The following is a 23,475-nucleotide window of genomic DNA, read 5'->3' on the forward strand; positions in this document are numbered from 1 at the left end:
ACGGAGGCAGCCGGTTAATCATCAGCAGCCTCGTCACAAACATATGAATGATAAGTATAAAGCGTGTGCAACTCATAAAGCGACCCAAGTCTCGGCAAACCAAAACAGCAGACAGAAAAACAGCGGGATGACCCGCTGTTTTATTGTTACAGGCTATTGGTTTCTCAGCTCTCTGCGCAAAATTTTGCCCACTGTACTCTTCGGCAGTTGTTCAACAAACTCTATATATTTTGGAACCTTATAAGCTGTTAACTGAGAACGGCAATGTTCTTCGATTGCCTGTCGGGTTTGCTCTCCGGCGGTGGCATCCTGAGTCAATACAATCACAGCTTTCACCGCTTCACCGGTTCGTTCATCTGCCACACCGATGACAGCACACTCCATTACGGCTTCATAATTGGCTAGCACGTTTTCCACTTCATTTGGATACACGTTAAAGCCGGACACATTCACCATGTCTTTCTTGCGATCCACAATAGTGTGCATACCGTTTTCCAGCGCCATGGCGATATCACCGGTTTTGAAGAATCCGTCAGCAGTAAACACAGCCTGAGTTTCATCAGGTTTTTGCCAATATCCAGACATCACCTGAGGGCCCCGAACCGCCAACTCGCCCACCTGGCCAACAGGCACTTCATTATCTTCGTCATCAATAATTCTGACTTCTGTTGCCAGTACAGGTTTCCCTATAGTGCCCAACATCTCCTTGCCAGGGCAATTAAGGGACACTACCGGAGAGGTCTCAGACAAACCATAACCTTCGCTGATGGTACAACCCGTTGTGTCACGCCAGAGATCAGAAGCCGCCTCGGTTAATGCCGTGCCGCCAGAGATGGTCACTTTAAGATGACTGAAATCCAGCTGCTGGAAGCTCTCCTGGTAGCAGAGACCTATAAACAGGGTGTTCAGCCCGGCAAATCCGGTAAAGGGATATTGAGACAGGGTTTTGATCATGCCAGGAATGTCTCTGGGGTTGGGGATCAGCACAGAGCAGCCACCACACTCAAAGTAGAGCACCAAATTCACCAGGAAGGCATAGATATGGTAGATGGGCAAAGGAGCGACAAACACCTCTTCCCCTTCCACCAGTTTATTGCCGAGACGTGACTTGCACTGCAAAGCGTTGGCGATAAGATTGGCATGGCTCAGCATGGCACCTTTAGAGAGGCCAGTTGTCCCCCCTGTATATTGCAATGCTGCCAACGCATCACTGTCCACCAACACCGGCTGAAAGCCATGTTCACGTCCTATCCTAAGAGCCTCAACAAATACCACATTTTTCAGGCCCGTACTGGGTTGAGGCTGAGGATCAATTAAGTCCATGGCATGGGTAGAGATCACCAGCTCAAGTTGGGTTTCATTGACCACTTTCGCCAGAATCGGCAACAGATCCGACAGCACCACCAACGCCTTGGCGCCACTGTCATTAAACTGGTGAATGAGCTCACGCTCGGTATAAAGCGGATTGGTATTAACCAGCACCATACCCGCGCGCAATACCCCATAGGCGGCAATCACAAATTGAGTCAGGTTGGGCAGTTGAATCGCGACCCTGTCTCCCACCTGAAGTCCTGACTGTTGCAGATATCCGGCAAATTCTTTGGAATAGGTATCTATCTCGTTAAATGTCAGACTTTTACCCAAGCAGGCGTAGGCAGGCTTATCACCAAATTTAGCCACAGCAGTTTCAATCAGTTGCGGCAGAGTTTGATAACGCCCGGTGTCCAGTGTTGATTCTGTATCAAATACCATCTTTACCTTCCGTTGTTATTATCATCAATCTGCGCAGCAGCCCTGACACAGCGGGAGTTCAACGCACAGTAGTCTCTTTGCCTTATCCGGACAGATCATCCTTGTCAGGCATGAAATCAGCACTGTGTATTTTCGCTGGATCGCGCGACTTCCACGCAAACTGGTATCGTGATGGAGGTACCCAGAGTATTAGTAATGGCGAGCCCTGGTCAATAACCAAAAACCTGAGTAAAACCATTAAAAACTTATAGATAGGAATATATAGAAGGAATCTTTTGCGCCTCCCCGGACAGTGGTGACGAGCACTGTCCGGGGGAGCTGCACTGATTAGTTCAACATGCGCCAGCAAGCCAACCAATCAAGAAGCTGCAAAATGCAGCCTTTGGTTAATTTGAACATCTGCAGGATTCGTCCCTGAATCCGGAGGAGAACCTGTTGGAACCAAAACGGTAACCTAAAACAGGTCGGAAGCCTCCTTGGGCCATGCGCCAGCGAGAACACTCACCTGATTGCCCGGCTTTTGCTCAAAAAACCATCTACGGGAGACTTGACTATATAACAAAGTTAAAATCTGTGCATAACCTTGTTAGTAAAAATGTACAAAAGTATGAATACAACTCACCAAACCCTAGTCAAAACTCCACTACATCAAGGGTTCAGCACCACCTAATAGGTATGGAGACAAGCTTCAGATCTTATCCACAAGCAAATAAGAGGCTCGGAAAGAAGGGAAACCTGAGCATATTTGCAACCTAAATAGACTTTTTACCTATTCATATAGAGCTAGATATCGGGAGTTTAATCAGAATCTCCCGATAATCAGCATCTTCCTACAGGCTCACAGGATTAAATCTGCTCTGTCGCCATCATCATATTAGATATCAAAGTGCAGACCACACTCCCGCTTTAAGCCATTGAACCGGGTCTGCTCTTCGGTCATTCCCAGCTCCAGTGGCTTGCTTGAGTGAGTATCACCAACCGATACATATCCCTGATCCCACAGCGGGTGATAGGGCAGATCATTTTCTACCAGATACTCATGAACCTGTTTGTTGCTCCAGTCAATCACAGGCAAGAACTTAAAACGTCCCGCTTGCACCCCCAGAACAGGCAGTGATTCCCGGGTGGAAGACTGGCTGCGACGCAGGCCTGCAAACCAGGTGCTTACTTCCAGTTCTTCCAGCGCCCTTTGCATGGGCTCGAGCTTATTGATGCGGTTGTAACGCTCCAGTCCATCCAATCCCTGCTCCCACAGCTTGCCAAATTTGGCCTCCTGCCATGCCGGAGTCAGTGACGAACGATATACCTTGAGATTCAGGTTCAACTTCTGGGTTAACTGCTCGATAAATTGATAGGTTTCAGCAAACAGATATCCAGTGTCCGTCAGCACCACAGGAATATCGGGGCGGACCTGAGTGACCAGATGCAACATCAGGGCGCCCTGAATACCAAAGCTGGATGACAACACCTGGTTTCCGGGCAAATAATCCAGCGCCCATGCCACTCTTTGCAAAGGGGTCAAAGGTTCCAGCCAGGCATTCACTTCAGTCAATAACCCTGAGTGTTCGCCCCCCTGCAAGACATCTTCCAGCTGCTCCTTCGAATAAGGGCTGGCAGGATAGTGATTGAAATCAGCCATGGAAATCCCTCGCTGCATCAATAACAGGTTTAATCACCTCAGAACGGACACAGTAATTACCAAAAGTTTCATCAGTAAGACGCTGACCAGCATACCCTTCAAACAGGGCACCCAGCTCTGCCAGAATTTCCGCTTCCTGAATGTTCTCCCGGTAGAGTTTATTCAATCGGGTGCCCTCAAAGTTAGCGCCCAGATACAGGTTATATCGACCGGGCGCCTTACCAACCAGGCCAATTTCAGCAGCAAAAGGTCTGGCGCAGCCATTGGGGCATCCAGTCATACGCACTACAATGGGCTGTTCGGCGATACCATGTCTGGCCTGCAGTGCATCTACTTTGTCCATAAACTCAGGGAAGTAACGCTCCGCTTCGGCCATGGCCAGAGGACAGGTAGGCAAAGCCACACAGGCGATGGAGTGTCCCCGACTGGGACTGACATCCACCAACAGGCCGTGATTGGCAGCAATCTGCTCTATCTGTGATTTATCCGACTCGGCCACACCGGCAATGATAATGTTCTGGTTTGATGTCATACGAAAATCCCCTTTATGGATTTTCGCCAACTCACGCATACCGGTTTGCAGTGGCTTGCCCGGATAATCGATAATCCGGCCGCCTTCAATAAACAGGGTCAGATGCCATTTCTCATCGACACCTTTTACCCAGCCGTATCTGTCGCCTCTGTCGCCTATGGTTACGTCCCTTGGCGCTTCAAATTTAACCCCGGCACGCTTTTCTACCTCGGCTTTAAAGGCGTCGAAACCATGATCGACTATGGTGTACTTAAGGCGGGAACGTTTACGGTTAACCCTGTTCCCCCAGTCCCGCTGCACTGTCATCACAGCCTCGGCAAACTTCATGGTGTCTTCTGGCTTAATGAAGCCAAAGTCATCCGCTAAACGGGGGAAGGTTTCCACCTCGCCATGGGTGGACCCCATACCGCCACCGGCCACCAGATTAAAGCCCACCAGCTCGCCATTATCAGCCACAGCAATAAAGCCCAAATCATTGGTGTACACATCCACATCGTTATCCGGCGGCACAGCCACAGCCATTTTGAACTTACGGGGCAGATAGGTTTTGCCGTAGACGGGCTCCACCTCATCTTCCGTGGTCAGCAGCTTCTCTTTATCCAACCAGATTTCTGCATAGGCCTGTGTGTGAGGCAGCAGATGATCCGACAGCTTCTTGGCCCATTCAAACGCCTGGGCATGAAGCCTGGACTCCACCGGGTTTGGATTACACATCACGTTACGGTTCACATCACCACAGGCAGCAATCGAGTCAAGCGCTTCTCTATCCAGCCCCTGAATGATGGTTTTCAGATTACGCTTGGGAATACCGTGGTACTGAAACGTCTGCCGTGTGGTCAGACGAATCGAGTTGGAGCTGGTCAGCTCGGTGGCAATCTTATCCACCCCCAGCCATTGCTCCGGGGTACACACACCACCTGGAACCCTGGCTCTGAGCATAAAGGAGTAAAGTGGCTCCAGCTTCTGCGCCTTACGCTCATTACGCAGATCCCTGTCATCCTGCTGATAAAAACCGTGAAACTTGATCAACTGCTGATCACCATCACTGAAAGCACCTGTTACCTGACTGTCCAGTCCCTCTTTAATGGTGCCTCGTAAGTAGTCACTGTCGGTTTTCAGGTATTCATTGATTGCTAACTTCTGCTCACTCATGGCTGATGCCTCTGCACTTTTATCTGTTACTCAGGTAGATACAGCCCAGCGCTGTATACCTTTAATCCTGCTTAATACACGTCTTTCTGGTAACGCCTGTCGGCTCTCAGGTTCTCAAGATAGGCTTCAGCCTGCTCCCGGGTTTTGCCGCCATGGTCAGCGATGACATCCAGCAACGCCTGATGGACATCCTTTGCCATACGCTCCGCATCGCCACAGATATAGAGGTGCGCCCCACGCTCAAGCCACTGCCAAAGCGCCTCACCCTGCTCTTTTATCCTGTGCTGCACATACACCTTGTGTGCCTGATCTCTGGAGAAAGCCACATCCAAACGCTCCAGCACTCCGGATTTGAGATACTGCTGCCACTCGGTTTGGTACAGGAAGTCCTGCTCGAAATGTGGGTTACCAAAAAACAGCCAGGCGTTGCCATTGATGCCATCGGCTTCACGCTGCTGCATAAAGGCTCGAAACGGTGCCACCCCCGTGCCCGGACCTATCATCACTACAGGAGTTTCCGGGTTGTCCGGCAGACGGAAATGCTTATTTGGCTCTACATAAACCCTGACTGTTTGCCCCTCTTCAGCCGCAGCCAGAAAATGGGAGGCACCGCCGAAACGGGTATCGCCATAATGCTCGTCAGCCACCAAAGCCACAGTGAGATGAACCTCTTCATCCACTTCGGCCTGGCTGGATGCAATGGAGTAGAGTCTTGGCGTAATAGGTCTGAGCAGATCCACCAGCTGTTGTGGCTCTACAGACACAGGCCAGCGTTTTGCCAGGTCAGCAAGCTGATGCCGATGAATAAAACCTCGCAGCGCATCCTTGTCGGAAGCGATCGCCTGCAGCTCCGCATCGCCGCTTAACTCTGCCCACGCCTGCACCTGCGCGGGACTGAGCTGAGTCAATTCACGCTTTTCCAGTAGCGCCTGTTGCAGGCTAAGTGTCTGATCTTTAATACTGACCTGAGCATCGCCATCAAGCTTGAGTACCGATACAAGCTCTTCCACCAAAGCGTCATGATTATTGAACCAAACGCCAAGGGCATCACCGGGTTGGTAGTTCAAACCTGACTCACCCAGATCTATCTCCACATGACGGATATCTTTGTCGGAATCGCGGCCGGTAATCTTCTGGCTCACCAGCAGTTCAGCACTGTAGGGCTTCTGCTTGCTGTAGTCGCTTGCCGAGAATCCTCCCGCAACGGCAGAGGTATGTGTTTGAGTCCTTGCCTGCTGATGAGGAGCCAGTGCTTCCAGAAGCTGAACTTGCCACTGCTCGGCGGCATCTTCAAAGTCCACATCACAGTCCACCCGGGGCAGCAAAGCTTCGGCCCCGAGGTTAGCCAGCCGCTCATCAAAGTCCTTGCCCGTCTGGCAGAAAAACTCATAGCTGGAATCTCCCAGTGCCAACACTGAATATTTCAGTCCATCCAGTTTGGGCGCTCGCTTTGAGGCCAAAAACTGATGCAATTCGATAGCATCATCCGGTGCTTCACCTTCACCATGGGTAGACACCACTAACGCCAGTAATGATTCATCCTTAATCTGCTTTGGCTTCAGATCTCCCATAGAGGTGAGATTGACCTGCCATCCGGCCTCAGCCGCTCGCTGCGCCAGCGCTTCTGCCACACCACGGCTATTGCCGGTTTGGCTGCCGTAGAGCACTGTCAGCTGCTGGGCCTGCTCACCGGATTGAGCCTGACTCTGTCCCGGCTCAGAAGCCGAAGCTGCCAGATAACCACTGACCCAGGCCAATTGCAGAGGTGACATATCGGCCGTTAGCCGGGTTAATTGGTCCAATTGGGGGGCAGACAGCAAAGCGCTGAATTGAGATAGTTCCTTTAACGACATGGTTGATTGCGGCCCTGTGACTTTATGTAGGCGTCAGCTTAGCCCCGTTAAAGATAAGCAAAAAGAATAAAATTTAATCTTTTATTACTGTTTGGTATATGCATTGATGCTTTTTTGCGCTACAAAATTTGTGACCTAGTGCAAACAAATCATTCTTCGTGGGTGAATTTCTGCCAAGGTTGTTGGGTAATGCTTGTGGAAAAAGAAAGGCTTGCCACAATACTGAACCTTTCCGTGACCAATATCCCGAATTCTGAGAAGCGAGGTTATCCCGTTGAAGATAGGTCTGCCAAAAGAAACCACCAATCAGGAGACCCGAGTTGCATTAACTCCGGCCAATATTTCCCGATTGATGAAAAAACCAATACAGGTGCTTGTGGAAGCCGGTGCCGGTGTTGCCGCCGGATATCCGGATCAAGAGTATGTGGATGCAGGTGCGACCCTGATCACAGATCGCGCAGCCCTGCTTCGTGATGCCGATATCATCACTGTGGTGAATGCCAAAGACGAACAACTGGATGAGCTAAGGGCCCATACCCGAGAGGGTCAGCTGGTTATCGGTATGATGGATCCCCTGGTGCAATACCAGACCCTGGCTGACGCAGCCGAATCTGGTATGACAGCAGTTGCGCTTGAGCTGATCCCCCGTATAACCCGGGCTCAGAGCATGGACGTGCTCTCCTCCATGGCCACTATCGCAGGTTATAAAGCCGTGATTCAGGCGGCGCAGTATGCTCCCCGCCTGTTCCCCATGATGATGACAGCAGCCGGTACGCTTAAGCCCTGCCGCGCCTTTGTGATGGGGGTTGGCGTTGCCGGTCTGCAAGCCTGTGCCACCGCCAAGCGTCTGGGGGCTGTAGTGGAAGCCTATGATATTCGCCCGGCGGCCCGCGAACAGATCCTGTCTGTTGGTGCCAAGCCTGTGGAACTGGATATCGAAGCCGAGAACACAGAGACCAAAGGCGGCTACGCCACAGAACAGAGTGATGACTTTATCCGCCGTCAGCAGCAGGCAATGGCCAATGTGCTGGCGCAGCAGGATGTGGTGATTACCACAGCGGCTATCCCGGGTCGTAAAGCCCCTGTGCTGGTGACTAAAGCTATGGTGGAAGCCATGAAGCCTGGTTCCGTGATTGTGGATCTGGCCGCTGAAACCGGCGGCAACTGTGAGCTGACCCAGGCTGGTGAAGAGGTAGTTCACAATGGTGTGACCATTCTGGGCCCGAAAAATATCGCCGGTACGGCTGCTACCCATGCCAGCCAGATGTATGGCACCAACCTGGAGAATCTGCTGAAGTTGCTGTTGGATGACCAGGGTCAACTGCAGCTGGATTTTGAAGATGAAATCGTAAAAGACACTGTCGTGAGTCACGGTGGCGCGCTGGTTAACACCAGATTGAGAGAACTGGCCGGTATGCCAGAGCTTGCCAAACCTGAAGCCGAAGCGGCATCAACTGAAACCAACGCTGGGACGGAGACAGAATAATGGAATCAATATCACTGCTACTTCTGCTGACCCTGTTTGTGGTCGCTGTATTCCTCGGGGTTGAGCTGATTACCAAAGTTCCACCAACTCTACATACACCTCTGATGTCTGGCTCCAACGCCATTTCCGGTATCTCTCTGGTGGGTGCCCTGTTGGCCGCCGGTAGCGGCGCCGGATGGTGGGTGAATCTGCTGGGCTTTATCGCCGTCGTGCTGGCAACCATTAACGTGGTAGGCGGCTATCTGGTTACCAACCGCATGCTCGCCATGTTCAAGAGGAAATAAGCCGACATGAGTACAACAATTATCTATCTGGCTTATTTGATTGCAGCCAGTCTGTTTATTTTGGGGATAAAAGGCATGACCAAGCCTCGCACTGCGGTGCGTGGCAACCAGTTGTCTGCTCTGGGTATGTTTATTGCGGTGGTGGTAACCCTGTTTGACAAAAACATCCTCAGCTATGAATGGATTATCGCCGGTATTTTGGTGGGATCTGTGATTGGCGGCATTATGGCCGTAAAAATCCAGGTCACAGCCATGCCGCAAATGGTAGCGCTGCTGAACGGTTTCGGTGGTGGTGCTTCGCTCTTTATCGCCCTGGCCAACTTTATCGACCCTGAGTCTGCAACCCACACGGTGGCACTGGTATCTATCGCCGCGACAGTGTTGATTGGTGGTGTGACTTTGTCAGGCTCATTTATCGCCTTCGGTAAGCTGCAGGAGCTCATCTCAGGTAATCCTATCCGGGTACCGGGCAACAAGGTGATTAATGCCGTACTGCTGGTTGCTGCGCTGGTACTTGGCGGCATGTTGGTGGCCGAGCCTTACAACCTGACCAATGTTTATATTCTGGTTGCAGTAGCTCTGGCGCTGGGTATCTTCCTGGTAGTGCCAATTGGCGGCGCAGATATGCCGGTTGTTATTGCCCTGCTGAACTCCTACTCAGGTATTGCAGCGGCAACTACAGGTTTTATCACAGGCAACACAGTACTGATTGTTTCCGGCTCCCTGGTCGGCGCGTCAGGCATTATTCTGACTCAGATTATGTGTAAGGCGATGAATCGCTCACTGTTCAACGTACTCTTCGGTGTGATGGCCGAAGGCGGTGAGACAGTGGATGCTGATGAAGTCTATGCCGGTAAAGTGAAATCCTCCTCTCCTGAAGAGGTTGCCATGCTACTGGAGACCGCAGAGCGGGTAGTGATTGTGCCAGGTTATGGTCTGGCAATGGCTCAGGCCCAGCACGCTGTGCGTGATTTAGCCAGCATACTGGAAGGTCGTGGCACAGATGTGAAGTACGCAATTCACCCGGTTGCCGGTCGTATGCCAGGCCATATGAACGTACTGCTGGCTGAAGCAGAAGTTCCTTATGAACAACTGGTAGAGATGGACGAAATCAACCCACAGTTTGAACAAACTGATGTGGCTATTGTGATCGGCGCCAACGATGTGACCAACCCTATGGCCCGTGAAGATAAGGGCAGCCCAATTTACGGCATGCCGATTCTGAACGTGGATAAGGCCCGTACTGTGGTGGTGGTTAAGCGCTCACTCAGCCCAGGCTTCGCCGGTCTGCCTAACCCATTGTTTGCTATGGACAACTCCCTAATGTTGTTCGGCGATGGCAAAAAGGCCATTGTAGAGCTGACACAAAATCTGAAAGAAGCAGACTGAAGCAAAACCATGAGCACAAACTAAAGCCGGCATCGTCGGCTTTTTTGTTGATCAAAACTCCCTGTTTACAGGAGCTTCAGCTCACTCATAGCTTTTTCATATCAAATATGACGCAATTTCACTTGAACATTATTTGATCCGCTGCTTATATATTCACATAAATATAACAACAAAATAATAATAAAATCAGCAAAATCATTTACTTCAGCTCATAGTAGCTTAGTGGCAACATAATGTGGCTCTCCCGCACAGGGCCACCCTTTCAGGAGGGAATATGCAATCGGTAGCAGCTAACTGCCATCAATTGAACGTTGAAGACCGTCGATCTATGGCCTCAGAGCCAGTAGATCACTGGGAGCGACTGAATGCGGTACAGAGATTCGCTTTCTATGGTCTGGTGAAACTTGGGTACGAGCTTTTGTTCGTCAGAAACAGTTTTTCAACCGAGGCTGTTGCTATCGCCAGGTTGAACAACCAGCTGGCGACCATAGACGCAGACGGAGAGATTAACTTCTCACCTGATATTACGCTGCGCACCCACTGAAGCGCCATTTTCAGACCCCAGGGCGTGCTCTTTCATGAGCTGCGCAGCGCCCTGCTCTCCCATTAATTCCTGTAAGCTTGGCACCAGCCAATCCCCCAACCGCTCCCTTCTCCAGTACAAATAACCCGGTAAAGCCTGCACCGAACCTGCACCAAACAAGCGTTTGGTCAGGCTGGCGTACTCTTTAAGTTCATCCGGTTCTGGCCAACCACTCCCCCCCGGCAACAGTGCCAGTTGAGCTATCAGGTCATTGAAATCGGACATGGCCAGCAACTGCCGGACAGTGAAGGTTTTCAGGGCGGTAAAGAGTACTGGCACGCTCCAATGACTCAAATGCCCGATATCATTAAGCAGTTGCAGGTTTCTTCTGTGGTACTGCTGCCAACCTCCCTGAAAATCACCTTCGTTCCGGGCAGCAAGCCAAAGCAGATACAGATCGGCAAGTACTTCATGCTGCCAGGCAGAATAGGCAGTTGAACCGGGAAGTGATGAGATATGCAGATGCCCAAGCTCATGCCAGAGCGTCAATTGCTGCTGACGGGGTAATTCAAGTCTGTGGGAGTGACCACCAACTATGGTTTGGATCTGAGCAGGAAGTCGCTCCGGTGCCATCAGCACCAGACCGGCGATAGAGCCGGACTGGATTGGAACTGCCATTGCCCCGCGACGCCCAAGGGAAACCAACAGTCTGTCAGCATTGGGCAAACTCGTGTAAACCGCGGGAGGCAGCAGAGTCAAACAGGGCGCGAGAGCTGATACCTGACACACCAGCGCCACCGGTGTGTCGACTTGCGGGTCAATTGCCTGCCCCTGCAGATTAACCCAAAGACTGGAGATCAGCAGCCCGGCACTGAGCATTACTGCCGGGACATAATGTTTTGAATAATGGCGGTGGTGGAGATGCCATCTTCAAAGTTAAGCACTTTAACCTCGCCACCTGCGGCCATAACTTCGGCGCCACCGGCAATCTCTTCTACCCGGTAGTCACCGCCTTTCACCAGCAGATCGGGCAGCAGACGGGAGATCACCCGCTGCGGTGTATCTTCGGCAAACGGCACTACCCAATCCACGGCAGCAAGACCAGCCAGTACAGCCATTCTGCGATCCACAGGGTTTACCGGACGGCCATCGCCTTTAAGACGACGCACAGACTCATCATCGTTCACAGCAACTATCAGGCGATCGCCCAGCTTACGGGCCTCTTTCAGGTAACTGACATGACCGGCATGCAAAATGTCGAAACAGCCATTGGTCATCACCACCTTCTCACCACGCAGTTTGGCCTGCTCCAGTGCATAAGCCAGCTGATCTTCACTGACGACACCAAAACCTGACTCACCCTGAGTCAGATTCAGCGCTTCGATCAGCTCAATACGGGACACTGTAGAGGTGCCGAGTTTGCCCACGACTACACCGGCTGCAGTATTGGCTATCGCGCAAGCCTGTGGCAGTGATGCACCTGCTGCGATAGCTGTCGCCAATGCGGAAATCACTGTGTCACCAGCACCTGTCACATCGTAGACCTCACGGGCAACAGTAGGAATATGCAGCTCAGGCATATCACGGGTAATCAGCGTCATCCCCTTTTCAGAGCGAGTCACCAGCAGTGCGCCCAGCTGGTGTTTCTCAAGCAGTTCATGGCCTCTGGCAACCAGATCAGCTTCAGACTCAACCTTACCGACAACCGCCTCAAACTCGCTCATATTGGGCGTCAGCAGGAAAGCACCATGATAACGGCTGAAGTCAGAACCTTTTGGGTCCACCAACACTTTGACGTTTTTGGCGTTAGCGCTGGCGATAAAGGCACGTGGGTCAGCAATGGCACCCTTGGCATAATCTGACAGCACGACTACATCAACACTGTCCAGCAGGGCTTCACTCTGCTCAAGCAAAGCGTCACTGTCAGCACGGGCGAAAGCTTCTTCAAAATCCAGACGGATCAGCTGCTGATTACGGGACAAGACTCTCAGCTTGGTAATGGTTGGCTTATTATCAACCGCATGCCAGCGTGGAGACACGCCCAGAGCTTCAATGCCACGGGTCAGCGCCTGAGCGGTATCATCCTGCCCTACCAGACCTGCCAGCTGAACCTGGCCACCCAGAGTGGCAGTATTCAGCGCCACGTTAGCCGCGCCGCCAGGTCTGTCTTCAATCTGATTGATCTGCACCACAGGCACCGGGGCTTCAGGGGAAATTCGTCCGGTTGGACCGACCCAATAACGGTCTAACATTACGTCGCCCACAACCAATACCCGGGCTTTTTCAAATGCTGGCAGAGTAACCTTCATAGCGCTCAATCAATTTTTGTGTAAATTGGGGCTGATTGTACTCAACTGCGGTAGTTTGCGCTATCAAAGTGGTGGGAGGTGATTGCAAAGCTCCGCTTTGCAGGAGGTTTCGCAGCTTCGCATCTGCATCTGCATCTGCATCTGCCAATTGCATTTAGCATCGCAATTGGGTTTGCAGGCAAGCTTCGCTTGCCAGAACATCGAAGCCTTCCAGGCTTCACCCGGGTCAGGGGTATTGCTCGTCCAATACCCCTAACAACCCCAAGGACGCCCCAACCAACGCTGAAAGCTCCTCAGGCTCATTTCGAAAATTGGCTAACGCGACAAACGCTCGTCCATGATTCGATGTCGCTGCATCGGCATCCATGCCTCGCTACACCATTTTCTCATTCCCCTTCGGCAGCGTCGGACGGGGACTGGTGTATCCCTCAAACCCAGAATTGCCCCAAAGTTGCATTTGCTGTGCATGGCACGGTTTTTTTTGAGTGGAAATTTTTAATAGTCATTAAACTCAGAGTCATGGGGCGTATTGAACTGTAGATAACAGGCGAAAGGCAGGCAGATAATGTGTCGGCACGCTTTTGCTCAAAGTTTAATCTGGACTTCCATTGCTAACTTATTGAATAATATATCAAAATAGCGGCACGATTTTCACTAGTCAGAGGTGACAAACGAGCATGCATATTATACAAAGGTTAAACCTTAGGGAAGATTATGGATCTGCATAAAGTATTCGAATCAATAAGCATCCAATTGATTGCCGAATTTACAAAATCGACACAAGTGAAACACCATGGTGGTAAAGGAGATATTCGTGAGGACGCTTTCCGCGATTTTCTTGCTGAATATTTGCCTCGTAAATACGGTACTGGACGAGGCGAAGTAATAAGTTCGCAAAACGATGTAAGTGGTGAACTGGATATCGTCATATTTGATAATGATCATTGCCCGCTATTTATTAAATCATCCTCTCATTCCGTCTACCCAGCTGAAAGTGTATACGGAGCAATTAGCATGAAGTCCAATCTTGATAGCACAGAACTTCAAGATGCCTATGAGAATATTGTTAAATTTAAAAGGATGTTGCCCAAAACTGGTTTTACACATAACCCCAATTCTGGAATGTCATTAGGTATGGGGCCTGCCGTTCCAGTTACCGCTGTTATTGCTTATGGCTCTAACAGAAGCATGGAAGCAATTGCAAAACAATTAAAAGAGTTAGATTCTCAAATTGACGATATTACTCTTAGACCAGATTTTGTGGCTGTAATAGGAATGGGGCTAATTGGGCCAAGAGGAAAATTGAGAGGTGAATTCAATAAGTATACCCTTCCGGAAAATGTTGAAGATTTATGCAGCTTAAGAAAAACTGGTCGGCATACACTTCTTAGACTCTATATGCAGTTCTTGGACGAATTAAACTCCATCCAATTAAAAAGTCTAAACCTTCAAGAATATTTTGATATGCCTCACATTGAAGGTGTGCACAAGGTGCGTAGACACGACAAGCTCATGCTGACCCCTATCGATGGTGGAGAGACTGAGGTTAAGAAACTAACCGCTAAAGCTATTGAAAAGATTGTGGAATCCTCAAAGCCAGTCCCGCTAAGAGAGCATTTTGTAAATGCCTATGGTCAAGTTCCTCAAGGTGCTGAACAACATTATGATTTAGACTTAACAATTTATGAATTCAACCCACATAACAAAAAATCGATACTTAGCGGCGGTATTACTCGAAACAAACAGGGGCATCCCATTGGAGATGGTTCAACTTACCAACCAATTCCAATTGAAATAGATAACAAAAACTATGCAGTCGATTTTGGCTCTTTAGAATCGAGTGATTTTGTAGAGAATCAGGATTATACAGTCGATGAACTTATGTCAATTTAGTGGTTTAACAAGTTGCTGCTGCGGATCGTCGCTTCGCTCCTCCCGCAGAGCAAGGCGCTAATTCCCTCGCCCCTCAAGTAGCTAATGTCCCAAAATGCATAACACGGAAGTGGCAGATTGCACCCAGTCCCCGTCTGAAGTTGCCGGAGGGATTAGATTGCAATAGCGGGCGCTGTCATGAATGACAGCGTAAGTGCCGCTGAGCCATGGGCGAGTATCGCAAAGCGATAAGCTCACGAGCGCGAGGCAGGATAGCCGAGCGGGGAGTGAAGGACATGGATGTACTTCGGCGAATCGGCACTGGTCGCGTGCATTGCATGCTAATCACGATGGGTCACAACTTCGGTTGGGGTGTCCTTGGGGTTGTTAGGGGTGCTGAACAAGCAACACCCCTGACCCGGGTGTGGGCTGGAAGCCCGCGATCTTCTACCAAGCGTAGCTTGGTTATTCCTCTGCTCACAACAACTGTGGCGGCGAAGCTCCACGACTTTACATTGCCGGAACGGCAATCACCTCCGCCAACAGCGGGTCCCCCAGGGACTAATGCAATGTCAGCCAAGTGCAGCTGGCAAAGCAGCAAACACAGATACCAATCAAAACCCCAAAGAGGTCTACCCGGACGATATCGGCGGCTCATCCATCAGAGGAGGACAAACCGAACGAAACCGGTCAAAAAACCGCTATGGTCTGCTCTGTCGGGCTGAGTCCAGATTACGATTGGTCAGATTCCAAACAGGCGTTAGAATAACCTCTTCTTTTTCTCAGGGATCTCGAGGACACAGTGGTAACAGCTGCACAATTCTCTCTTCAACTTTGCCATCCCAGATACTGGCTTCTGTGGTTGGGTATTGGCTTGATGAAACTCACCATGCTGCTGCCAATGCGACTGCAGATGAAATTGGGGGCCGGCATAGGCCGTTTGGCGATGAAGCTGGTGAAAAGCCGGGTGAAAACAGCCAAACGCAATCTTGAGCTCTGTTTTCCTGAGATGCCAAAAGATGAGCGTGAGCAGCTGCTGGTACGTAACTTTGAGGAAACCGGCAAGGCGATTTTCGATACCCTCAACGCCTGGTGGTGGTCTGATTCCCGAATCCATAAACATATGACCATCAAAGGCCAGGAGCATGTTGAGCAAACCATAGACGCCGGTCAGGGCGTTATCCTGTTTGCCGTGCACTGCCTGCCGCTGGAGATGGGCGCCCGCATTTTCGGTCAATTCCAACCCGGTGTTGGAGTTTACCGCCCCCACAATAACCCTGTGCTTGAGTATCTGCAGGTCAAAGGTCGCCTGCGTTCCAACAAGGCGTTGGTGCCCAAGCGGGATCTGCGTCAGATGGTGCGTTGCCTGCGCAGTAAAGATGTTATCTGGTATACCGCAGATCAGGATTTTGGCCGCTCCAGCGCCGTATTTATTCCCTTCTTCGGCGTTAAAGAAGCCGCCACCATCACCGGCGGGACCACTTTGGCCAAACTGGGTAAAGCCAGAGTGTTGCCCTTCTTTGTAAAGCGCAACGAGGATGACAGGGGATATACCATTGAGGTGATGCCACCACTGGATAACTTCCCCGGCGAAAATGAACTGGAGGATGCCATTAGAGGTAACGGCATTATCGAGGAGATTATCGCCCGCAGCCCGGCACAATATATGTGGCTGCATCGCCGCTTCAAGACCCGTCCCAATGAGGAAGATGCTTCCTTATATTGATTTTCGGTGCCAAATGGTTGAGGATGCGGCGCTATCGGCACTTTGCCGCTAGCGTAAAATCAGGAATGAATACCCAATTATGAAGTCGATTCGTTTGATGCTGACAGTGTTGGTCGGACTGGTATCTCTGCCCGCACTGGCAACGGACTATCTGCTGCCAGCTAAAGACAGCCGTCTGGTTGGAGAGAACCAGTACTATATTGTTCAGGATAACGGTGAGAGCCTGGAATCCATTGCCGCCCGTTTCCAACTGGGCCTGACCAATATGATGGAAGCCAATCCCGGTGTAGACCCGTATCTGCCCAAGCCCGGCACCCGAATCATTATTCCTCATCAACTGGTCCTGCCCGACGCGCCGCGTAAAGGCATAGTGGTCAATATCGCTGAAATGCGACTCTACTACTACCCTAAGGGCGAAGACTTTGTACGTGTGCTGCCCATAGGCATTGGTCAGGTGGGTCGTGATACCCCCGAGAAGTGGGTAACTCAGGTTTACCGTAAGAAGGCCAACCCCACCTGGACACCCACTGCACGCATGCATAAAGAAGCTGAAGCCAGAGGTGAAACCCTGCCTAAAGTATGGCCGGCAGGACCGGACAACCCCATGGGCCTGTTTGCCATCTATATCGGTAACCTGTACGCCATCCATGGTACCAATGCTGATTTTGGTATTGGCCTCAGGGTAAGTCAGGGCTGTGTTCGTCTGCGTAATGAAGATATCGAAGAGCTATTCCACGAAGTGCCGGTCGGTACCCGGGTACAGTTTGTCAATCAGCCGATTAAAGCCACTGAAGAACCTGACGGAGCCCGCTATCTGGAGGTGCATCAGCCACTGTCACGCACTGAGGCAGAGTTTGAGTCCAATGCACCTGTCCCGCTGGAACTGTCACCTGCCATTGCCCGATTTGTGGCCCACAGAGATACCGACTCCTTTGTAATAAAACGTCTGCTGGAAGACAGAAGCGGCATGCCAACAAGAATCAATCCATAGATTGAAATCTACAAACATAAAAAACGGCACCTTGAGTGCCGTTTTTTAATTTCCGCCTGAAGTCTGAAATATCAACAAGATAAAAAAGTCAGCACACACTCACCTCGAAACCACCACCCCGGTTGAGCACAAACCTGAAAACCGATATTAGCAAAAGCTGATCAACATCAAAGACAGGCTGATATTTCACCTCTACAATCCGCGCCCTTTTGACTCACATTTGCGTTCACCGATAACACATGAGACTCCCTGTTCTTATGCTGGTGACAGGGATAGTTCTTTCCAGTTTTAATGCCATGGCTTCTGGCTCTCAGGTTAACTCCATCGCTCAACCCAACAAACCTAATGTAGTCGCTACATCGGCAATGGATAAGCAGGCCATCGCGATACTGTGCAGCCTGCCGGACAACAGACGCGTTGAGCAGGCTCGCGCAGTGATGAAAGATGGCACCCTGATTATGCCAACCCGTTGTACCAACCACAGCTGCAGCTTCAAAATTGACACCAACCAGGTGAGATTTGTGGTGCATACCCATGTCAAAAGCAATGATGACAATCATGGTGTTGCCCGGTTAATTAACAAAGGCCGTGAGCTGCCGGGGCCTGGCGACCATGCTTTTCTGGATATGGGTAACGCCCCAAACTATTTCCTGACTCCGAAAGGCAGCATCAGGGTGCTGGAATATCACAATGGCGAATACAGGGTAAGAACCCTGTCAGGTGATGATTTGCCGGTACGTCAGTGGCAGCCCTATGCAGGTGAGCCATCACTGTCTGAAATCAGCCGGGCACTTCGGGGTTAATACAGTGTCCAGTCAAAAAAAGAGGAGGCCAATGCCTCCTCTTTTGGGTCAGCAATAATTATTGCCCCTTCATATTCCAAAGGATGTCCTGATCGCCACCCATAACCGTAGTGGGTAACTTGCCGTCCCACTGCTGAGCTTTAACATAGTCCACCAGCACCCGGCTTTGTTTAATGGCTTCAGCCTTCTTGTTAATGGCATCGGCTTCAGCCAAACCTTTCAACCGAATCGCTTCAGCTTCTGCTTTCGCCTCTGTGGTAATGGCATAAGCACGACCATCAGCTCTGGCACGCTCTGCATCCCGCTTGGCTTCTGCGGTATTAACCTCACGCTGCGCTTCCAACTTTTGGCGCTCAAGTCTGTGCATTTCAGCAGCCGCAAGGTTTTTCTCTGTCTGTTTGGTTTCAATACTCTGCAGATACTTGGGTGGCAGCACCAGGTTTTCAATCTGAACGCTGTCCAGTTTCACCGGAAACTCCTTCATGGTATCCATCAGGGTTTCTTCAATCTTCTGGATAACCTGGCCACGGTTCTGCACTATCTGCTCAGCTTTAAAGCGAGCCATGGCATCCTTGGTGGCACTGCGCAGGCGCGGATCCAGAATACGGTTTTCAAACTGATCCAAACCACCATAGTTTTTGTAAAGCTCGAAAGCCTCAGAACGCACCACAGTCCAGTTAACACTCACTTCGGCCTGAACCGGCATCTGCTCGTGGGTTGATGCCTTCAATTGTTCCTGGTTCTTACGGGTACGGATTTCAAGCTCTTCCACGCCATCAGCAAAAGGTACTTTAAAGTGCAGGCCAGGATTAACCTGATCCGTGGCCTCACCGAAGCGCTTCACGATGCCGACATGACCTTCATCAATGGTATAAAACACCTGCATTGCGCCCAAAGCTATCACTGCAACCACAGCGCCTGCTACGACCTTTTTACCTGCGCCACCCGAGGCCAATTTGCTACTAATCTGTTTATTCATTCAATCCTCCTGATCTTCAAGGCACCACTCCCGTGGCAACAGCCCCCCCAAGGCTGATTTCATTCTGTTAACAGATGCAACACAATGGCATATTACGACATAATATGTCAAAAATTCAATTTCAGTCCGTCAGACAGGTGAATAAATCTTAAGGCAGTAAATGTTGAGACCTTGAATGGCGGAGAGTAGTTTTAGGTACGGTGCTCAGGTTCGGCATTTGCGTGGCGAATACCTGTTGGCACACACATCAGATTATCAGCTACAGGATTATCATCATGGCAGCATTCTCTCCCGCCTCAACCGCGCTGGTACTTATTGATCTGCAGCAGGGCATTTTGCCGGTTGTGGGTGGCCCCTATATGGCCCCTGATATTGTACAAAGGGCCGCAAAACTGGCAGAAGCTTTCCGCAATCGTAATATGCCCGTTGTCTGGGTTCGTGTCGGTTGGTCACCGGACTTTGGTGACGCCCTCAGTCAGCAGGTGGATAAACCTTCCGTCATTGAAGCGCTACCGGACAATTGGTGGCACTTTCCGCAACAACTCAATGTGCAGGCTGAGGATATTCAGATAGTCAAACACCAGTGGGGCGCGTTTTATGGCACAGATTTGGATTTACAGCTACGCAGACGGGGAATAGATACTCTGGTGTTGGGCGGCGTTTGCACCAATATCGGGGTTGAGTCCACGGCGCGTTGCGCCTGGGAACATGGCTATCAGCTGATTATTCCGGAAGATTTGTGCAGTGCCGCCGACACTCAGCAGCACAACACCAGCTTTACTTATATATTTCCACGCATCGCCAAAGTGACCTACAGCCAACCTTTGCTGAGTACCTTGTCCAGCACTCCGGTCAACTGATTGGCGGCGCTGCTGTCAGTATACGTCGGCAGCCTCCGGGAGCTGCAGGTAACGCCCCACAAAGCCATCGAGAATATGCGCGGTGGCTTTGACTCTGTCATCGAAATCACCGCCGGCAGGGGTATAAATTGCAGCTCCACACCTGGCTCCGGCTTTGACTAGAAACGCCGTAAAACTGCTATCAAAGCAGTTAAACAGATTGCCTTGCCCAACATCACAGGCCTGACTGGTCGCCTGAGCCTTCAGCGGGAAATGCTCTCCAAGTGACTCCAGTAACTGCCCGGTAAATGCGCCAGGAGCCTGACGGGGTTCAAAGCTGCACAGATAAGCCTGCTCGCTGTGAACATCCTCTCCCAATGTCAGCACACCATCACGCCCTGCAGCTTGAAGCAACTGACCATGACGCAGCAGTATTTCCCCCTCTTCGGAGGTGTCGTCATTGGTTTTGGCCTTGCCCTGCTCCCACAGATACCCCATCAGAGCATCCTGCCCCTGACGATTGTATTTCTGCCCCTTTCTAAAACCACTTGCACTCACCAAAGGCAGGATACTCAGGTTTACCTGAGTGAAAATATCCTCAGACTGACTGGCCAACCAGTACAAAATTCCCCATGGCCCAGCTGCCGCATCACCGTGAAAGCCAGCGCAAACCAGTATTGAGGGGAGGTCGGCATTGGGCGCCGGACTCTTGAACATCGGCAGTGGGAATCGGCCAGCTTCACCCAATAAGGTTTGCTTCATACCCAGTCGCTGGGTCTCTTCGCTGAGCAGAGCTGAAAAGTGCTCCAGGTCGTTACTGTCGCAGGCAAACAGACCGGATTGCCAAAGGAATGATTGGAAAGGGGAGCGCATGAATACGTCCAAAGGGTCAGTGTATATGGGTATCATACCAAGCCTGCATTGAAACAACAGATCCGATATGACTCAATCGGTTATGACTTACTCAGTCCGCAGTGGAACTCGCCACCTGCCACATTCTGGCCATGAAGTTCTCCATCGCTGATGCGTCCGGGTAGTCAAAATCATAAACATTATGAAAACCGATATGCAGGCTGCAGCGACCATCTTCAACACTGATGTTATAACCTTCCAAATCACTGGTTACCGTTAAACCATTGAGCTTGTATCCGCCATCCAGTTTCTCTCCTTCGGCATTAATTTTATTAACGACTCTCAAAACCCACTGGATATCTATTTCGTTTTTCATATCTTTTCCTTTTGTTCAGAGCCTTATACGGAAATCAATACAGGGAAGTTCAAGCTGTCTCACCTGACCATTCAAGCAAAGTACTCAGGTCTTCGGCCACCCAACTCGGCTCGATACAATCCCACAAATGAGACGCCATAAACTTAACCAACTGATCCGCCGCGTAGGATAGCCTTCGGTCCCGCCGACTGACCAGATACCAGTGACTTTTGAGCGGGAAACCTTCGACATTTAGTACCGCAGGCCGCTCCCGACCTTCCTGCAGGGTATGACCTGAAATCACAGACAAGCCCAGGCCCGAAACCACACTTAGTCTTATCGCTTCATTACTTTCTATCTGCATTGTATGCCTGAGTTCGTGCCCCTGCCGACTCAACCAGGACTCAAACATCATCCGGGTCGCACTGCCAGGCTCCCGGATCAGAAACCTCTCCCGGGTTAACTCGCTGAAGCTCAGGTGAGTTTCTGCTGCCGCCCAGTGATCTCTGGGGGCTATCAACTGTAATGGATTTTGGATAATACGCGCTGATCTCACCTGCTCACCGGTGGGAGGATGACTGAACAGGTAGAGGTCATCCAATTGTTGCTCGAACCGCGACATAACATGGGCCCGGTTACCTATGTTCAGGGTCACTTCAACCTTGGGGAAATGGCGGTAGAAGGCTCCCAATATGCGTGGCATCACATACTTTGCCGTGGTAACCAAGCCGATATTGATATGCCCCGCCCTGCCTTCACGGCTTTGGGCCAATAAGGCATTGAAGTCATCAAACCGGGTAAATACATCAGCCACCGCCTGGTAGAGCTCACGGCCAATCTCAGTAGGTTTAAGTTGCCCTCCCCGACTTTCCAGTAATGGCTCGCCCACCAGCTCAGTCAGTTTTTTAAGCTGCATTGAAACCGTTGGCTGGGTCAGATGCAGGGCTTTGGCCGCTGCCGTGATACTGCCTTGTCTGACCACCTCTTGAAAAACCTGTAGCAGCCGGAAGCTTAAATGTCGTAAATTCATGGCATGAATACAAAATATTGCAATACATAGATAATCATCTATGCAAATTTAAAACACAATTTATTTTCAAATATATTGCAATACTGTCAAAATTCACGCCGCTACACATCTACCAAGAATCAGACAGTTACAGGAAACTGCCATGCCTGACATAGTAATTGCGTTTTTTGCCCTTGGCCTGCTGGCCGGTTTGGTAAAATCAGATTTGAAAGTCCCTGAGTCCATCTACGAAACCCTGTCTATTCTGCTGATGTTGACCCTTGGCCTCAAAGGCGGCATGGCCCTTCATGGCCAGGGAGAGCAACTGGTGATCAGCGAGCTGGTGCTGATTGCTGCACTGGGGTTAATCATCCCTCTCAGTCTTTACCCGCTACTCAGAAAGCTTATCCGCCTCTCCCGGGAAAATGCGATCAGTATTGCGGCTCATTACGGCAGCGTTAGCGCAGGTACCTTTGCCGTGGTTATCGCCCTTGCGGAACACCTTGGCTGGCCACTGAAGCCGGAAACCACCCTCTATCTGGTACTGCTGGAGCTGCCGGCCATTATCGTTATGCTCTGGCTGTACCGCTTTCTCAATGCCCGCAAGCCCATCAAACGTGAAGGTCTGGGTATAGCCAAAGTCAGCAGCGGCAATATCCTGCATGAAGCTCTCACCAGCAGAGGTGTGGTCTTGCTTACCGGCGGTGTGGCAATTGGCTGGGCCTACGGTGAGTCCGGCCTGGCGAGTCTGGCGCCGGTATTGATGGGAGGCTTTAAAACTCTGCTGGCGCTGTTTTTGCTGGAAATGGGCTTGTGCACCGCCAAAGTGTGCCGCCCTCTGCCAATGCGTCAGTGGCGACTGATGCTGTTTGCTGCGGGCATACCCTTTGTATTGGCCTGGTGCGGCATATTACTGGGACTGGCACTGGGTCTGCCAAAGGGCAGTATTCTGGTGCTGGCGGGGCTGGCAGCCAGTGCCTCCTACATCGCGGCTCCGGCGGCCATCAGAGCAGCAGTTCCCGACGCCAACATCGGCCTGGCAATGCTGGCATCATTGGGCATTACTTTCCCGATAAATGTGTTGATTGGTCTGCCTCTGTACGCTCAGTTTATTGAAATGATGCTCTAAC

Annotated in this window: 20 protein-coding genes; 10 read left to right on the top strand and 10 right to left on the bottom strand. The window is 50.9% G+C overall.

The window, feature by feature from the left end:
• Positions 1 to 153: 153 nt before the first annotated feature.
• The 4 genes from L2725_RS08520 to L2725_RS08535 form a co-directional block, all read right to left on the bottom strand.
• Positions 154 to 1,752: an AMP-binding protein gene (locus L2725_RS08520; protein ID WP_249248538.1), complete on the bottom strand. Its 1,599-nt coding sequence runs from the start codon at positions 1,750 to 1,752 to the stop codon at positions 154 to 156.
• Positions 1,753 to 2,626: 874 nt separating this feature from the next.
• The gene (locus tag L2725_RS08525) at positions 2,627 to 3,391 is read right to left on the bottom strand and encodes a phosphoadenylyl-sulfate reductase (protein WP_249248539.1); all 765 of its coding nucleotides are present in this window, start codon (positions 3,389 to 3,391) and stop codon (positions 2,627 to 2,629) included.
• A complete protein-coding gene (cysI, locus tag L2725_RS08530; RefSeq protein WP_249248540.1) occupies positions 3,384 to 5,075 on the bottom strand; it encodes an assimilatory sulfite reductase (NADPH) hemoprotein subunit in 1,692 nt (563 codons plus the stop codon). Before cysI ends, L2725_RS08525 begins: the two co-directional genes overlap by 8 nt.
• A gap of 71 nt (positions 5,076 to 5,146) precedes the next feature.
• On the bottom strand, positions 5,147 to 6,928 hold the full coding sequence (locus L2725_RS08535; RefSeq protein WP_249248542.1) for an assimilatory sulfite reductase (NADPH) flavoprotein subunit: 1,782 nt from the start codon (positions 6,926 to 6,928) through the stop codon (positions 5,147 to 5,149).
• 274 nt (positions 6,929 to 7,202) lie between these two features.
• On the opposite strand from L2725_RS08535, the gene L2725_RS08540 reads away from it, so the two are divergent.
• The 4 genes from L2725_RS08540 (at position 7,203) to L2725_RS08555 (ending at position 10,631) form a co-directional block, all read left to right on the top strand.
• The gene (locus tag L2725_RS08540) at positions 7,203 to 8,414 is read left to right on the top strand and encodes a Re/Si-specific NAD(P)(+) transhydrogenase subunit alpha (protein ID WP_249248543.1); all 1,212 of its coding nucleotides are present in this window, start codon (positions 7,203 to 7,205) and stop codon (positions 8,412 to 8,414) included.
• A gap of 8 nt (positions 8,415 to 8,422) precedes the next feature.
• On the top strand, positions 8,423 to 8,698 hold the full coding sequence (locus L2725_RS08545; protein WP_205407303.1) for a proton-translocating transhydrogenase family protein: 276 nt from the start codon (positions 8,423 to 8,425) through the stop codon (positions 8,696 to 8,698).
• A gap of 6 nt (positions 8,699 to 8,704) precedes the next feature.
• Positions 8,705 to 10,087: an NAD(P)(+) transhydrogenase (Re/Si-specific) subunit beta gene (locus L2725_RS08550; RefSeq protein ID WP_249248544.1), complete on the top strand. Its 1,383-nt coding sequence runs from the start codon at positions 8,705 to 8,707 to the stop codon at positions 10,085 to 10,087.
• Positions 10,088 to 10,361: 274 nt separating this feature from the next.
• A complete protein-coding gene (locus tag L2725_RS08555) occupies positions 10,362 to 10,631 on the top strand; it encodes a hypothetical protein (protein ID WP_115136213.1) in 270 nt (89 codons plus the stop codon).
• Here L2725_RS08555 and L2725_RS08560 read toward each other — a convergent pair.
• The gene (locus tag L2725_RS08560) at positions 10,602 to 11,489 is read right to left on the bottom strand and encodes a hypothetical protein (RefSeq protein WP_249248545.1); all 888 of its coding nucleotides are present in this window, start codon (positions 11,487 to 11,489) and stop codon (positions 10,602 to 10,604) included. The genes L2725_RS08555 and L2725_RS08560 overlap by 30 nt on opposite strands.
• Complete coding sequence (hldE, locus tag L2725_RS08565; protein WP_249248546.1) at positions 11,489 to 12,919, bottom strand: bifunctional D-glycero-beta-D-manno-heptose-7-phosphate kinase/D-glycero-beta-D-manno-heptose 1-phosphate adenylyltransferase HldE; 1,431 nt, start codon at positions 12,917 to 12,919, stop codon at positions 11,489 to 11,491. Before hldE ends, L2725_RS08560 begins: the two co-directional genes overlap by 1 nt.
• Positions 12,920 to 13,633: 714 nt before the next feature.
• Between hldE and L2725_RS08570 the strand changes: the two genes are divergently transcribed.
• The 4 genes from L2725_RS08570 (at position 13,634) to L2725_RS08585 (ending at position 18,311) form a co-directional block, all read left to right on the top strand.
• A complete protein-coding gene (locus L2725_RS08570) occupies positions 13,634 to 14,812 on the top strand; it encodes a DUF6602 domain-containing protein (RefSeq protein WP_249248547.1) in 1,179 nt (392 codons plus the stop codon).
• A gap of 781 nt (positions 14,813 to 15,593) precedes the next feature.
• Positions 15,594 to 16,517 carry an LpxL/LpxP family Kdo(2)-lipid IV(A) lauroyl/palmitoleoyl acyltransferase gene (locus L2725_RS08575; RefSeq protein ID WP_249248548.1) on the top strand — a complete coding sequence of 308 codons (924 nt, stop codon included), beginning with the start codon at positions 15,594 to 15,596 and terminating at the stop codon, positions 16,515 to 16,517.
• Between the two features lie 79 nt (positions 16,518 to 16,596).
• Complete coding sequence (locus tag L2725_RS08580; protein ID WP_249248550.1) at positions 16,597 to 17,508, top strand: L,D-transpeptidase family protein; 912 nt, start codon at positions 16,597 to 16,599, stop codon at positions 17,506 to 17,508.
• Positions 17,509 to 17,747: 239 nt separating this feature from the next.
• A complete protein-coding gene (locus L2725_RS08585) occupies positions 17,748 to 18,311 on the top strand; it encodes a hypothetical protein (RefSeq protein WP_249248551.1) in 564 nt (187 codons plus the stop codon).
• A 58-nt stretch (positions 18,312 to 18,369) separates the two neighbouring features.
• On the opposite strand, the gene L2725_RS08590 is transcribed toward L2725_RS08585, so the two are convergent.
• Positions 18,370 to 19,290, bottom strand: coding sequence for a prohibitin family protein (locus L2725_RS08590; protein ID WP_249248553.1), 921 nt, complete (start codon positions 19,288 to 19,290; stop codon positions 18,370 to 18,372).
• A 275-nt stretch (positions 19,291 to 19,565) separates the two neighbouring features.
• Between L2725_RS08590 and L2725_RS08595 the strand changes: the two genes are divergently transcribed.
• Positions 19,566 to 20,150 (top strand): hydrolase, encoded by a 585-nt coding sequence (locus L2725_RS08595; RefSeq protein ID WP_249248555.1) that lies wholly within the window; start codon positions 19,566 to 19,568, stop codon positions 20,148 to 20,150.
• Positions 20,151 to 20,165: 15 nt separating this feature from the next.
• On the opposite strand, the gene L2725_RS08600 is transcribed toward L2725_RS08595, so the two are convergent.
• From L2725_RS08600 to L2725_RS08610, 3 genes are all read right to left on the bottom strand, one after another.
• Positions 20,166 to 21,002, bottom strand: a complete 837-nt coding sequence (locus L2725_RS08600) for an N-acetyl-ornithine deacetylase (protein WP_249248561.1) — start codon at positions 21,000 to 21,002, stop codon at positions 20,166 to 20,168.
• Positions 21,003 to 21,093: 91 nt separating this feature from the next.
• Complete coding sequence (locus tag L2725_RS08605) at positions 21,094 to 21,357, bottom strand: DUF3081 family protein (protein WP_249248562.1); 264 nt, start codon at positions 21,355 to 21,357, stop codon at positions 21,094 to 21,096.
• Positions 21,358 to 21,406: 49 nt separating this feature from the next.
• Positions 21,407 to 22,366: a LysR family transcriptional regulator gene (locus L2725_RS08610; RefSeq protein WP_249248564.1), complete on the bottom strand. Its 960-nt coding sequence runs from the start codon at positions 22,364 to 22,366 to the stop codon at positions 21,407 to 21,409.
• A 142-nt stretch (positions 22,367 to 22,508) separates the two neighbouring features.
• Between L2725_RS08610 and L2725_RS08615 the strand changes: the two genes are divergently transcribed.
• Positions 22,509 to 23,474, top strand: coding sequence for a sodium-dependent bicarbonate transport family permease (locus L2725_RS08615; RefSeq protein WP_249248566.1), 966 nt, complete (start codon positions 22,509 to 22,511; stop codon positions 23,472 to 23,474).
• Position 23,475: the final 1 nt, after the last annotated feature.

Origin of the sequence: Shewanella corallii, from assembly GCF_023349125.1 — a bacterium.
In the GTDB taxonomy this organism is placed as follows: domain Bacteria; phylum Pseudomonadota; class Gammaproteobacteria; order Enterobacterales; family Shewanellaceae; genus Shewanella; species Shewanella corallii.

Coding starts and splice junctions, on each gene's coding strand:
- L2725_RS08520 (WP_249248538.1), bottom strand. CDS start 1,752: ATGGTATTTGATACAGAATCAACACTGGACACCGGGCGTTATCAAACT.
- L2725_RS08525 (WP_249248539.1), bottom strand. CDS start 3,391: ATGGCTGATTTCAATCACTATCCTGCCAGCCCTTATTCGAAGGAGCAG.
- cysI (WP_249248540.1), bottom strand. CDS start 5,075: ATGAGTGAGCAGAAGTTAGCAATCAATGAATACCTGAAAACCGACAGT.
- L2725_RS08535 (WP_249248542.1), bottom strand. CDS start 6,928: ATGTCGTTAAAGGAACTATCTCAATTCAGCGCTTTGCTGTCTGCCCCC.
- L2725_RS08550 (WP_249248544.1), top strand. CDS start 8,705: ATGAGTACAACAATTATCTATCTGGCTTATTTGATTGCAGCCAGTCTG.
- L2725_RS08555 (WP_115136213.1), top strand. CDS start 10,362: ATGCAATCGGTAGCAGCTAACTGCCATCAATTGAACGTTGAAGACCGT.
- L2725_RS08560 (WP_249248545.1), bottom strand. CDS start 11,489: ATGCTCAGTGCCGGGCTGCTGATCTCCAGTCTTTGGGTTAATCTGCAG.
- hldE (WP_249248546.1), bottom strand. CDS start 12,919: ATGAAGGTTACTCTGCCAGCATTTGAAAAAGCCCGGGTATTGGTTGTG.
- L2725_RS08570 (WP_249248547.1), top strand. CDS start 13,634: ATGGATCTGCATAAAGTATTCGAATCAATAAGCATCCAATTGATTGCC.
- L2725_RS08580 (WP_249248550.1), top strand. CDS start 16,597: ATGAAGTCGATTCGTTTGATGCTGACAGTGTTGGTCGGACTGGTATCT.
- L2725_RS08585 (WP_249248551.1), top strand. CDS start 17,748: ATGAGACTCCCTGTTCTTATGCTGGTGACAGGGATAGTTCTTTCCAGT.
- L2725_RS08590 (WP_249248553.1), bottom strand. CDS start 19,290: ATGAATAAACAGATTAGTAGCAAATTGGCCTCGGGTGGCGCAGGTAAA.
- L2725_RS08595 (WP_249248555.1), top strand. CDS start 19,566: ATGGCAGCATTCTCTCCCGCCTCAACCGCGCTGGTACTTATTGATCTG.
- L2725_RS08600 (WP_249248561.1), bottom strand. CDS start 21,002: ATGCGCTCCCCTTTCCAATCATTCCTTTGGCAATCCGGTCTGTTTGCC.
- L2725_RS08605 (WP_249248562.1), bottom strand. CDS start 21,357: ATGAAAAACGAAATAGATATCCAGTGGGTTTTGAGAGTCGTTAATAAA.
- L2725_RS08610 (WP_249248564.1), bottom strand. CDS start 22,366: ATGAATTTACGACATTTAAGCTTCCGGCTGCTACAGGTTTTTCAAGAG.
- L2725_RS08615 (WP_249248566.1), top strand. CDS start 22,509: ATGCCTGACATAGTAATTGCGTTTTTTGCCCTTGGCCTGCTGGCCGGT.